Annotated in this window: 9 protein-coding genes and 1 rRNA gene; 3 read left to right on the top strand and 7 right to left on the bottom strand. The window is 65.1% G+C overall.

Going from position 1 to position 12,611, the window contains the following annotated elements; translation table 11 throughout:
• Nucleotides 1-499: 499 nt before the first annotated feature.
• The 3 genes from IP91_RS25785 to adh form a co-directional block, all read right to left on the bottom strand.
• Nucleotides 500-1,651 (bottom strand): porin, encoded by a 1,152-nt coding sequence (locus IP91_RS25785; protein ID WP_145653483.1) that lies wholly within the window; start codon nucleotides 1,649-1,651, stop codon nucleotides 500-502.
• Between the two features lie 218 nt (nucleotides 1,652-1,869).
• Entirely contained in the window at nucleotides 1,870-2,235 is a 366-nt protein-coding gene (locus tag IP91_RS25790) for a DUF779 domain-containing protein (protein WP_145653485.1), read from the bottom strand.
• Nucleotides 2,235-3,755 (bottom strand): aldehyde dehydrogenase, encoded by a 1,521-nt coding sequence (gene adh / locus IP91_RS25795; RefSeq protein ID WP_145653487.1) that lies wholly within the window; start codon nucleotides 3,753-3,755, stop codon nucleotides 2,235-2,237. The genes IP91_RS25790 and adh overlap by 1 nt, the downstream gene beginning before the upstream one ends.
• Nucleotides 3,756-4,017: 262 nt before the next feature.
• Here adh and IP91_RS25800 point away from each other — a divergent pair, with 262 nt between their 5' ends.
• The 3 genes from IP91_RS25800 to IP91_RS25810 all read left to right on the top strand — a co-directional run bounded on the left by IP91_RS25800 (nucleotide 4,018) and on the right by IP91_RS25810 (nucleotide 7,809).
• Nucleotides 4,018-6,186: a TonB-dependent receptor family protein gene (locus IP91_RS25800; RefSeq protein ID WP_145653489.1), complete on the top strand. Its 2,169-nt coding sequence runs from the start codon at nucleotides 4,018-4,020 to the stop codon at nucleotides 6,184-6,186.
• A gap of 121 nt (nucleotides 6,187-6,307) precedes the next feature.
• A complete protein-coding gene (locus tag IP91_RS25805; protein WP_145653491.1) occupies nucleotides 6,308-7,171 on the top strand; it encodes a helix-turn-helix transcriptional regulator in 864 nt (287 codons plus the stop codon).
• Nucleotides 7,168-7,809 carry a glutathione S-transferase family protein gene (locus IP91_RS25810; RefSeq protein ID WP_145653493.1) on the top strand — a complete coding sequence of 214 codons (642 nt, stop codon included), beginning with the start codon at nucleotides 7,168-7,170 and terminating at the stop codon, nucleotides 7,807-7,809. Before IP91_RS25805 ends, IP91_RS25810 begins: the two co-directional genes overlap by 4 nt.
• 21 nt (nucleotides 7,810-7,830) lie before the next feature.
• Here the strand turns inward: IP91_RS25810 and rtcA are convergent, their stop codons facing one another.
• The 4 genes from rtcA to rrf all read right to left on the bottom strand — a co-directional run bounded on the left by rtcA (nucleotide 7,831) and on the right by rrf (nucleotide 12,450).
• Complete coding sequence (gene rtcA / locus IP91_RS25815) at nucleotides 7,831-8,853, bottom strand: RNA 3'-terminal phosphate cyclase (protein WP_145653495.1); 1,023 nt, start codon at nucleotides 8,851-8,853, stop codon at nucleotides 7,831-7,833.
• A gap of 11 nt (nucleotides 8,854-8,864) precedes the next feature.
• Nucleotides 8,865-10,094 carry an RtcB family protein gene (locus IP91_RS25820; protein WP_145653497.1) on the bottom strand — a complete coding sequence of 410 codons (1,230 nt, stop codon included), beginning with the start codon at nucleotides 10,092-10,094 and terminating at the stop codon, nucleotides 8,865-8,867.
• Nucleotides 10,095-10,145: 51 nt separating this feature from the next.
• Nucleotides 10,146-12,170 (bottom strand): esterase-like activity of phytase family protein, encoded by a 2,025-nt coding sequence (locus IP91_RS26825; RefSeq protein ID WP_145653499.1) that lies wholly within the window; start codon nucleotides 12,168-12,170, stop codon nucleotides 10,146-10,148.
• 167 nt (nucleotides 12,171-12,337) lie between these two features.
• Nucleotides 12,338-12,450, bottom strand: a 5S ribosomal RNA gene (rrf, locus tag IP91_RS25830).
• Nucleotides 12,451-12,611: the final 161 nt, after the last annotated feature.

Raw genomic sequence — 12,611 nt, forward strand, 5'->3', positions numbered from 1 at the left:
AGCGTTCAATCTGAGCCAGGATCAAACTCTTCAGTTTAATCTCTGTTTAAAGTCCTTGCGGACTTGGTCGCCCATTCAAATAACTGACGAAACTTTCTTTCGAAAATTGCGTTTTATTACTGTATGAGCGTTTGATGCTATATTTTGAGTTATCGGGACCGAAGCCCCGGGCACTCCATCAAACGCCCACACTTATCGACTGTTGATTGTTAAAGAATTCTGCCTTTCGGCCATCGCTGTCGAACCCTTCGGTTCGTCGACAAATCGTTGTGTTTGTCAGCAGCAGAGAGATGAGATTATGCGGTGTTTCGTGCAGCTCGTCAACCCCTCGTTTTCCTACTTTCGTCGTCAGCGCCAGGCGCTTTCAACATCTCGCTGCTTCTGCATTTCTGCGTTGTTCGCTGCGAGGGACAGAATCATAACAAAGCCATTCCCGCTCTGCAAGACCCTCGCAGCATGTTTTTTCGCGTAATCCGAACTCATCCATATTTCCGCACTTCTAGAAGAGAATGATGCCGCCCACCGCACCGCCATTCATCTTCCCTTCTCCGCCATTGAAAGCCTTAGATTTCGTCTGGCCCAGCTCCGCCACCAGCGTGATGAACGAGTTCAGCGAGTAGTAGGCGCCTGCGGTCACATTGGCATTCGACCGCAGCCCTGCCGTTCCCACTGCATCGCGATCGTTCCGGCTCATGCCGTAACTGATCCCCAGTTTCAGCTTCTCGGTGGTCTTGTAGGTCCCCTGCACGAACCAGTTCTTCGAGCGCACATCGCCCTGGTCCGCATCCGACAGGATTCCCAACCCGCGCCCGGCCTGATAATTCACCAGCACTCCGGCCGGCCCGCCCTGCCACGACACGCCTGCCTCGTACACGGCCATCGTGAAATCATCGATGCCCGTTTCGGCGCCATAGAACTTCTGCGTCTTCGCGCCCAGCCAGGCCTTCAGGCCTTCGGCGGCATACATCACCTGTGCCTGGACCTGCGGTGCGGACTTGGTCTTGTAGCGTTTCGCGGCCACGATCGGCGAATCGTCGACGGGGCTGACCAGCGCCACATCGACCGTGATGTCGGACACCTTCGGCGAGGTCCACGCGATCTGGCCGTAATAGCCGACATAGGTATAGCCCGCGCCGATGTGGCCCAGCGCGACGCGCCCGCGCTGCGTGGCCTGGGTGGCGGCGCCGGCACCGATCAGCGTCATGTCGCCGAAGATGGCGTTGTTGCCGAAGATGCCGTTGTCGCGCCCCAGCTTCACAGTGCCCAGGCTCTCGTTGCCGAAGCTGAAGTAAGCCTGCCGCACATCGACATCGCTGTTCTGGTCGATGGCACTGTCCGTGGCGGTGGCGTGGTAGATGCCGATGTGGGCCTTGATGTCGTAGTCGCCCTGGCGCGACGTGGCGGAGGTGACCAGGCCATTCGGCAGCAGGCCATTGCCGATGGTGGTGCGGCCATCCTCGCCGCCGCAGCCGATGGCCCGGCTGCCCAGCGCCAGCCCGCCCACTTCGGCGCCGGAGCAGGACACATGCGTGTAGTAAGCATTGACGATGCCGCCCACATTGACGGTCCAGTCGCCCGCCTTGATATCGACAGCCTGCGCGGCGGGCAGCCCACACAGTGCCACGGCACATCCCAACAGCATCTTTCTCATGACAGTCTCCCTGTTGTTGTCGATCGAGCATCGCAGCGATGCATGCGCTGCCGCGCAAGTTGTGTGCCTGTGCCTGCCAGAGGGAGGAATATTCGCAGCTGTCCCGAATCGGACCAGCGTGCCGCAGCAGTGTCATGGAATTGAGCGCCTGGTGCGAATGAAAGACAAAAAAAAGGCGGCCGAAGCCGCCCATAAGGAGAACACCAGACCGCAATCTCCTACGCGCCGCGCACCGGTAGCAGCGCCGCGTTTTCCGCATCGCTGAACAGCCGCGAACGCAGCAGGAAGCGGCGTCCGGTACCGTTATCGAGCGAGAACATGCCGCCATTGCCGTCCACCGCGTCGATGATCAGCTGCGTGTGCGCCCAGTACTCGAACTGGTCGCGCCCCATGTAGAAAGGCACGCCATCGAGCTCGCCCAGCCGGACGTCCGTATCGCCCAGCGCGAACTCGCCGGCCGGATAGCACATCGGCGCACTGCCATCGCAGCAGCCACCCGACTGGAAGAACAGCAGCGGACCATGCCGCACCCGCAGCGCGGCGATCAGCTCCAGTGCCGCCGCAGTGGCGACGACCCGTTCCATCAGAAGAAGCCCAGCGCGTTCGGGCTGTAGCTCACCAGCAGGTTCTTGGTCTGCTGGTAGTGGTCCAGCATCATGCGGTGGTTCTCGCGGCCGATGCCGGACTGCTTGTAGCCGCCGAAGGCCGCGTGGGCCGGATACAGGTGGTAGCAGTTGGTCCACACGCGGCCGGCCTGGATGCCGCGCCCCATGCGGAACGCCCGTGCGCCATCGCGCGTCCACACGCCGGCGCCCAGGCCGTACAGCGTGTCGTTGGCGATGCGCAGCGCATCCTCTTCGTCCTTGAAAGTCGTTACCGAAACCACCGGGCCGAAGATCTCCTCCTGGAAGATGCGCATGGTGTTCTCGCCGCGGAAGACGGTCGGCTGCACGTAATAGCCGCCGGCCAGGTCGCCCCCTTGCGTGTTGCGTTCGCCACCCGCCAGCACCTGGGCGCCCTCCTCTCGTCCGATGGCCAGGTAGGACAGGATCTTCTCCAGCTGCTCCTGCGAGGCCTGCGCGCCGATCATCGTGGCCGGATCGAGCGGATTGCCCTGCCGGATCGATGCCACGCGCGCCAGCGCCCGTTCGATGAAGCGGTCGTAGATCGATTCCTGCACCAGCACCCGCGACGGGCAGGTGCACACCTCCCCCTGGTTCAGCGCGAACATCGCGAAGCCTTCCAGGCATTTGTCGAAGAACGCATCGTCCGCATCCATCACGTCCGCAAAGAAGATGTTCGGCGATTTGCCGCCCAGCTCCAGCGTGACGGGAATCAGGTTCTGCGCCGCGTACTGCATGATCAGGCGGCCCGTCACCGTCTCGCCCGTGAAGGCGATCTTGGCGATGCGCTTGTTCGAGGCGAGCGGCTTGCCGGCTTCCAGCCCGAAGCCATTGACGACATTGAGCACTCCCGGCGGCAGCAGGTTGGCGATCAGCTCGACCAGCACCATGATCGACGCGGGCGTCTGCTCGGCCGGTTTCAGCACGACGCAATTGCCCGCAGCCAGCGCGGGCGCCAGCTTCCACACGGCCATCAGGATGGGGAAGTTCCACGGAATGATCTGGCCCACCACGCCCAGCGGCTCGTGGAAATGATAGGCGTACGTCTCCGCATCGATCTGCGACACGGAACCTTCCTGGGCGCGGATGCAGCCGGCGAAGTAGCGGAAATGGTCGATCGCCAGCGGGATGTCGGCCGCGGTCGTTTCGCGGATCGGCTTGCCGTTGTCGATCGTCTCGGCCGTGGCCAGCGTGGCGAGATGCTCTTCCATCCGGTCCGCGATCCGGTGCAGGATCAGCGCGCGTTCGGCCTGCGAGGTGCCGCCCCAGGCCGCCCTGGCCGCATGGGCCGCGTCCAGCGCCAGTTCGATGTCGGCCGCCGTCGAGCGGGCGATCTCGCAGAACGGCAGGCCGGTAATGGGCGTTACGTTGGCGAAGTACTCGCCGCCCGCGGGCGGCACGAACTGGCCGCCGATGAAGTTGTCATAGCGCTGCCGGAACGGATTGGCGACGCCCAGTTTGCTGATGTCCGCAAGATCCATGTCATCCCTCCTGTCAGTGGACCGGAAAGGTTCGCAAGGCCCGTGCCACCGGCTGCGCGGGGCGCGCCTGCCGGAATGGCGGGGCAAGTGCTGCGCCACGCTGTCACAGGTGTGCAAAACTTGAGCAGCCATGACACAGCCTTGCAACCGGATGAAGCGGGCCCGGCGGCCGTGCGTCACGTTACGATGTTGGCAGGTATATTGCTCGCCATTCTGGCCACGACCTGCATGCGCAGCCGCGGCCCATCTTCCTGGAGACCCCATGCACCACCGTTTGCAACCCACCGCCATTGCCGCCCTCGTTACTGCCCTGTTCGGCTCGGCCGTTTCGGCTCCCGTCCTGGCCGCTACGCCTGACGAAGCCGCTTCTACCGCATCGTCCACCGCGCCGGAGGGCATGCCGCTGGCCGACGTCGTCGTCATTACCGCCAGCCGCACCGAGCACGCCAGCTTCGACCTGCCGGCCGCGATCGATGTCGTCGATGCCAGCCGCATCCGCGACGCGCAACTGCGCGTGAATGCCTCCGAGTCGCTGGTGGCCGTGCCGGGCCTGGTGGTGCAGAACCGCCAGAATTATGCGCAGGACCTGCAGATCTCCTCGCGCGGCTTCGGCGCCCGTTCACAGTTCGGCGTGCGCGGCGTGCGCCTGATCGCGGACGGCATTCCGGCCACGATGCCGGACGGCCAGGGCCAGGCGGCCACGTTCAACCTGGACCGCGCCCAGCGCATCGAGGTGCTGCGCGGCCCGTTCTCGGCCCTGTACGGCAACCACTCGGGCGGCGTGGTCCAGCTGTTCACGGAAGAAGGCAAGGAACCCGCGTCGGTGGAAATGTCGGCAATGGGCGGCAGCGACGGCACCTATAAACTGGACCTGAGCACCCAGGGCCGCGCAAACGGCATCGGCTACGTGGCCGACATGTCCCGCTTCCAGACCGATGGCTACCGCGACCATAGCGCCGCGCGCCGCGACCAGGAGTACGCCAAGCTCACCGTGAACCCGGATTCGCGCAGCAAGCTCACGCTGGTGGCCAGCAACCTGCACCAGAAGGACACCCAGGATCCGCTGGGCGTGCAGTGGGCCACCTTCCAGCGCGACCCGCGTGCCGGCGAGATCGATCCCACCGATACCGAAGCGCAGAAGCGCACGTACGCGGAGCGCTACAACACCCGCAAGAGCATCGATCACAACCAGGTCGGCGCCAGCTACGACGTGTATTTCGGCGAGAACCGCCTGCACCTGATGGCCTACGGCGGCAATCGCGAAGTGGTGCAGTACCAGGCCTTCTCGCGCGCGTTCCAGGCCCCGGCCACGCACTCCGGCGGCGTGGTCGATTTCGACCGCGAGTTCTACGGCTTGGCCATCAACTGGACGGACGTGCGCCGCTTCGACCAGGGCGTGCTGCGCACCGCGGCCGGCATCGACTACGACCGCTCCAACGACGACCGCACGGGCTACGAGAACTTCGCCGGCACGCAGCTGGGCGTCAAGGGCAGGCTGCGCCGCGACGAAAAGGACGTGGTGTCGAACGCCGATCCCTATGTGCAGACCGAATGGCAGAGCGGCGACTGGCGCCTGACGGCCGGCGTGCGCCACAGCCGCGTGAAGGTGGAAGTGGACGACAACTTCCTCGCCAACGGCAACGACAGCGGCGGCCTGACATTCTCGCGCACGACACCCGTGCTGGGCGTGCTGTACAAGCTGACGCCGGACCTGAACATCTATGCGAGCGCGGCGCGCGGCTTCGAGACGCCAACCCTCAATGAGCTGTTCTACTCCGGCACGGCGGGCGGCTTCAACTACAACCTGCGTCCGGCGCGCAGCACGCACGTGGAAGCGGGCACCAAGCTGCGCATCGGCGAGAACACGCGCATCGACGTGGCGGTGTTCCAGGCCCGCACGCGCGACGAGCTGGTGGTCGACGCATCGAGCGGCGGCCGCACCAGCTACCGCAACGCCAGCAAGACGCTGCGCCAGGGGATCGAGGTGTCGGCGGACACCAACTGGGACCGCGGCTTCTCGGCCCGCGTGGCGCTGACGGGCCTGCGCGCCATCTACGATGCGGCGTTTGCCAATGTCGCAGATGGCAACCGGCTGCCCGGCACGTCGCGCGCCACGGCCTACGGCGAGCTGGCGTGGAAAGAGGAAGCCGGCCGCTATGGCGCTGCGCTGGAAGCATTCGCCAACGCGAAGGTCTATGCGGAAGACACCAACGTGGAGAAGGCCGCGCCGGGCTACGGCATCCTGAACCTGCGCTTCCAGGCGATGCAGCCGGTGGGCGGCTGGCGCATCCGCGAGTTCGTCCGTCTGAACAACCTGCTGGACAAGACCTATGTGGGCTCGGTGATCGTGGGCGACACGAACAAGCGTTATTACGAGGCGGCGCCAGACCGCAACTGGGCGGCCGGGTTCAGCGCACAATATCTGTTCTGAGCGGATCGGCACCAAAGCCGATCGGTACGGCACCACATCCGCCGTCCCCGGACGCTAGACTACGCAGGTCTTGACTACCGGGGACCACGATGTTGTACCACCACCTGGCGCGGAGCTGCCGATGAGTGCCGATGCGGGCGCATCCAGCCGTGGACTGCACGCGCAACCTCGCCTCGGCATCTCTGCCCACGTCCTGCAGGGCCGCGAGCTGCAGATCCTGCGCATGCAGGCCGAGCTGCCCGCCCTGATCCTGGTCGACCGGGGCACGAAGTCCGTACGCAACGAGCGCGGCACCGCGGTGCGCGCGCAGCCGGGCGATGCCATCGTGCTGGCGGGCGGGCAGATGCTCGACTTCACCAACGCCGTGGACGGCGGCGGACAATACGAGGCGCGCTGGCTGGTCTTCGACACCACCCTTCTCGACGATCCTTACTATCTCCAGCGCGCGGCGCATGTGCCGCCTTCGTCGCTGTGGGTGCTGCCACGAATCCGGCCCGGGATCGCCAACGCTTTTCAGGCAGCCCGGCAATCCCTGCGGCCCGCGTCCGGCATACCGGAGAGCGTGGCGCGGCAACGCATGCTCGAAGTGATGCACTGGCTGCTGGAAGAAGGCATCGCGCTTGCCAGGCCACCCCGGACGACCAGCCTGTCCGCCCGCATCCGGGCGCTGGTCGGCGCGCGTCCGGACGACTCCTGGACCGCGGCACGGATCGCCGGCACGCTCGCCGTGTCCGAGGCCACCCTGCGCCGCCGCCTCGCCGCGGAACAGACATCGCTGACCGACCTGCTGGCCGACACGCGCATGGCCACCGCCCTGACGCTGCTGCAGGCGACCACGCAGCCCGTCTCCGCCATCGCGCTGTCGGTCGGCTATGAATCCCCTTCCCGCTTCGCGATCCGCTTCCGCGAGCGCTTCGGTTTCGCACCGAGCGCCGTGCGTGGGCATGACCGCATCGATCCACTTTCCAACAGGACCACCGAATGATCACCATCCACCACCTCGGCCACTCCCAGTCGGAGCGCATCGTCTGGCTCTGCGAAGAACTGGCCATCCCTTACGCGCTGCGCCATTACACCCGCGACGCGGTCACGCGGCTGTCGCCACCCGAACTGAAGGCGCTCCATCCGCTCGGCGCGGCGCCCGTCATCGAAGACGGCGATCTGCTGCTGGCCGAATCGGCTGCGATCGTCGAGTACCTGATCGTCAAGCATGGCGAAGGAAGGCTGAAGCCGGGCCCGGAACATCCGGACTACGCGCAGTTCCTGTACTGGTTTCACTTCGCCAACGGCAACCTGCAGCCGGCGCTGACACGCCTGCTGTTCGTGAGCCGCGCGCAGCTGCCTGCCGACCATCCCGTGCAGGCGACAGTGCAGGGACGCTTCGACCGCGTGCTGGCCCATGTCGAGACACGGCTGGGCGAGGTGCCCTACCTGGCCGGTGCCGAGTTCACGGCGGCCGACATCATGAGCGTGTTCTCGCTGACGACGATGCGGCTGTTCCAGCCCTTCGACCTGGCGCCCTGGCAGAACATCCGCGCCTACCTGCAGCGCATCGGCGCACGGCCCGCGTATCGCCGCGCCCTGGCCAGCAGCGATCCGGACCTGGTACCGATGCTGGACTGATGCGCCACGGGCGTGCCGATGTCAGCCGCGCGGCGCGATGGTGCACAGGCTGCGGCGCTCGCCCGCATCGAACGTTACGTGCACCGGCAGGAACCGCGCGATGACTTCGGCGTTCGTGATCGCATGCTGCGACACGTGATCGAGCGTGTAGCTGCCGCCACCGGCCAGCGCGAGGGGCAGCATCAGCTGGTCGCCCAGATGTTCAGCGACGGCCGCGCCGGAAGCCAGGTAACGCTGCGCCGCGAGAACGGCATCGCCGGCCACGTCCTCCGCGCGCCGGCGTTTTTCGCCCACCGCCGAAAACACTTCCGTGACGTGCTCGCTGTCCAGCGTGACCAGCAGCGCATTGCCGGGCCCCTGGTCGTTCGATAGCGGGTGCGCGGCCAGTTGATGATCGTGCCAATGGAGCGCCTTGCCGACGGCCGCCAGTTCGCGCTGCGCGACCGACAGCGGCAGCGCCGCCACATAGGCCTCGGCACGGGCCTGCCCTAACGCGCCGCGCTCGTGGAGATGCAGCTGGCGCAGCTGCGTGCAGGGCCAGATGGCGGCGCAGACTTCGCCGCCGCCATGCGGATGGAAGCCGAAGCGTTTCAGTTCGAATTCCACCTGGGCCCCCAGCGCTTCGAGCATGCGCACGTACGCGCGTTCGATGAAGTGGGCCGGCGGCGCCTTGGGATTGTGGGTGCCGCCGCTTACCTTGACCACGGATGGCACGTCCGCATGCAGCAGCGCCGGGATCAGCGTCTGCAGCACGAGCGTGGTGCTGCCGGCGGTGCCGATCGCGAACTCGTACACGCCGCCCTGGATGCTGTGCGGCGTGAACGCGAGTTCGGTGGCGCCGACTTCGGCATGGCTGACCTGCGCATTGCAGATGGTGGTGGCGGCTCGCACGGCGGCCAAATGCTGGCGCATCAGCCCGGGCTTCGGCCGGTTGGCGCGGATGTGCCGGATGTGGAACGGCTGGCCGGTGATCATCGACAGCGTCAGCGCCGTGCGCAGGATCTGCCCACCGCCTTCGCCCGTGGCGCCATCCAGTTCGATCATTGCCGCCCCCGTCAGCCCTTTACGCAGACTACCTGCTTGAGCGTGTGCACGATATCGACGAGATCGCGCTGCGCGTGCATCACCGCGTCGATGTCCTTGTAGGCCATCGGGATCTCGTCGACCACGCCTTCGTCCTTGCGGCATTCCACGCCGGCGGTGGCGCGCACCTGGTCCTCGCGCGTGTAGCGGCGCTTCGCCTCGCTGCGGCTCATGGTGCGGCCGGCACCGTGGCTGCAGCTGGTGAAGCTGTCCTCGTTGCCCTTGCCGCGCACGATGAAGCTGCGCGCGCCCATCGAGCCGGGAATGATGCCCAGCTCCCCCTTCTTCGCGGAGACGGCGCCCTTGCGGGTTACCAGCACGTCCTGCCCGAAGTGGCGCTCCTTCTGCACGTAGTTGTGGTGGCAGTTGACGGCTTCCACATGCGCCTCGAACGGCTTCCTGATCACGCCGCGCACGGCCTTGACGAGGTGCTGCATCATCACCTCCCGGTTCATGCGCGCGAACTTCTGCGCCCAGCCGACGGCCTGCACGTAGTCGTCGTAATGCTGCGTGCCTTCCTTCAGGTACGCCAGGTCGCGGTCCGGCAGGTTAGCCAGGTGCGTGCGCATGTCCTGCTGCGCCAGTTCGATGAAGTGGGTGCCGATCGCGTTGCCCACGCCACGCGAACCGGAATGCAGCATCAGCCAGACGGCGCCCTCCTCATCCAGGCACACCTCGATGAAATGATTGCCGGTGCCGAGGGTGCCCAGGTGCTTGTAGTTGTTGGTATGGCGCAGCTTCGGTGTCTTCGCGCAGATGACGTCGAATTCATCCTTCAGCTGCCACCACGCCGCATCCACTGCGGAAGGCGGGTCCTGCCAGGAACCGGCGTCGCGGCCCTTGAAGCCGCGCGTCCTTGGCGACAGGCCATGGGGAATGGCCTTTTCGATGGCGCTGCGCAGCGGCCCCAGGTTGTCGGGCAGGTCGCGCGCATTCAGGGTGGTCTTCGCGGCCATCATGCCGCAGCCGATATCGACGCCCACCGCGGCGGGAATGACGGCACCAAGGGTGGGAATCACGCTGCCGATCGTCGAGCCCTTGCCCACGTGGACATCCGGCATGACGGCGATATGCCGGTAAATGAACGGCATCTTCGCGGTATTGGCCAGCTGGAGCTTCGCCTCCGCTTCCACCGGCACGCCGTGCGTCCACATCTTGACGGGCCGGCCGCCGGGTACTGCCAGGGTGTCGTAGTCGCTCATGCTGCTCTCCTGCCGGCATTATCGGCGATCCGGCAGGAGAGCCGCACACGATCAGTAACTGCCGAGCGCCTTGCCGAACTTGAGCAGCCACAGGCGGCTCGGCCGTTCCTGGTCGGTGCCGCGCGCGACGCGAATCGTGTTTGCCGCATTGCAGCCGGCCGCGGTGCTGGTGACGATGGTGCCGGCGGCATTGATCTCGCATTTGGTCACGTCCGCATCGGCCACCACGTCGCCGGCAGCCGTGAACACCTTGGTCTTCATGCCGAAGTCGTTATCGTTGGCGATGGCCAGCGTGTTGGCATCGACCATCGTCAGGCCTTCGGCCTTCTCGGCCAGCCAGCCGATCGCGTTCAGGTCGAGCAGGAGCGTCTTCTTCAGCGGCACGACCTTCGACCAGTCGGCCCCACTCACGGCGGCCGCGGCCATCGAGCTTTTCTCCAGGTCGGAAGTCGTCGGGTTGAAGGCCGCAGCATTGATATCCGTGGCGCCCGCGATCTCCACCAGCATCAGCTTGTTGAAGGCCTTGCCGGTCGGGTCGGCGCCCTGTTCGATGACGATGAACTTGCCGTTGCCAACCGCGACCACGTCGCCCAGCTTGGCGTTACCGGTGCGGCCGTCCTGGTAGTCGGCAGCGCTGACGGGATACGCATACATCTTCGCAGTGGTGCCGGTCACCGGATCGAATTCGATCCAGCGCGTGAAGCGGGCATAGCGCTCCACCGCTTCGTTCTTGCCGGTGACGGCGTATGGCGCGTTGCCGTCGGTGAGGGGACTCTGCAGGAAGCCATGCAGCTTGTCGGTACTGGTGTCGAGCGTCAGGCCTTCCATGCCGCGGTTGGCGCGGCGCTTGGCGAAGATCGCCGGCAGGCCGGATCCCGCGGCATAGCGGTTCTGGATGATGCCGGTCGCCGCGTCGAGCTTGACGATGAAGGGACCGTATTCGTCCGAGACCCACAGCACGTTGCGCTTTTTATCGACGACGATGGCTTCCGTATCGAGGCCGTTGGCGTCGAAGGTGGCCTTGCTAGCCGGGTCGTAGCGCAGCGCGTCCATGACCGGGATTTCGGCGGAGTTGCCCAGCGTGCCCTCCGGGATCGGCAGGCCGGTGCTGTTCACGCCTGCCGATGCCTTGATCGGCATGACGGAACCCAGGACGGCGCCGGCCTTGCCAACGGTGATGATGCCGATCGATGGCGTGAAGCTCGGCGACGGGAAGATCTTGCTGCCGGTGGTGCCGGTGCCCTTCAGGGACGGAACGTTGGGGCCATCGCCATTCGGGCCGCGGTCCGTGAGGCCATAGAACTCCAGGTCGCCATTGGCATTGGTGCCCTTGAACGCGAGCGAGGAGCCGTACGATGGCAGGAAGCCGAGCGGGAACTCTTCCTTCACCTTGGCGTTGCTGCCTTCGTAGGGAATGTAGAACTTGCTGTCGGCCTGGATCTGGTAGCGGGTGACGCTCACGTCCACAGTGCCCTGCGTGAATTTTTCGACGACGGGCGTGCCGACCCTGGACGCCAGCGTGTCTTCGAAGTGCTCACGGACCAGCGCGCGGCGGCTCGCGTCGATGCCGCGGCCGGCGTACTTGCTGCCGGCTGCCGTCAGCACGGAAGCGAGGGCGGTGTTGAAGGTATCGGCGGCAGCATTGAAGTCGAGGCTCTTGCCGGCGAGGGCGGTGCGCACATCGGCGGTGATGCGGATGCCGTTCGCAGGATCGCTGTCGTCATCGAGTAGCTGCAGCGCAAGCAGGCGGTTGACGACCTTGACGTCTTTCACATCCGTGCTGGCGGCCAGCTGCAGCGGGGTCAGCGTGGTGGCGCAGGTGGTGCTGCCCAGTGCGATTCCACCGACCGCGAAGCTCACCGCGCTGCCTTCGGCGCACGTGAATTCGCCCTTCGATGCCGTCGTGGCCTTCGCGGCAGTGCCCGCCGTGTATTCCAGTCCTTCGACGGCGCTGTCCAGGAAGGTGCCGCTGACCGTCTTGACGGGCGGCGTGACGACCGGAGCATCATCGTGATCGCCACCGCAGGCGGCCAGCATAACGGCAAGTGAAAGCAGCGAAAGACGCGGGAGCTTCATGCGAACCTCTTCGAAGGAAAAGGTCCAGTTTATGAAAGCGGTATGACGGGAAGATGACAGGAAAGACGCAATCGAATTGCAAAAACCGGCAACTGAGCGATTAAATACCCAGCGCAGAATGCGAAAAACCCCCGCCAGATCACTGACGGGGGTTTCTCTATATAACAGCCTGACGATAACCTACTTTCACACTGGTTGCAGCACTATCATCGGCGCAAAGTCGTTTCACGGTCCTGTTCGGGATGGGAAGGGGTGGGACCGACTTGCTATGGTCATCAGGCATGACTTGTACACAGTCTCGTCCCCGGTAGGGCAACGCGACTGTTGAATCTGGAAGAAGTAAAGCGGGGTATCTCAAACACAGGTAAATGCTTGTTGTTGACTATAACCGTCAAGGTTATAGGGACAAGCCTTACGGGCAATTAGTATCAGTTAGCTTAA

It is taken from the genome of Pseudoduganella lurida (assembly GCF_007830455.1).
Classification (GTDB): domain Bacteria; phylum Pseudomonadota; class Gammaproteobacteria; order Burkholderiales; family Burkholderiaceae_D; genus Rugamonas; species Rugamonas lurida.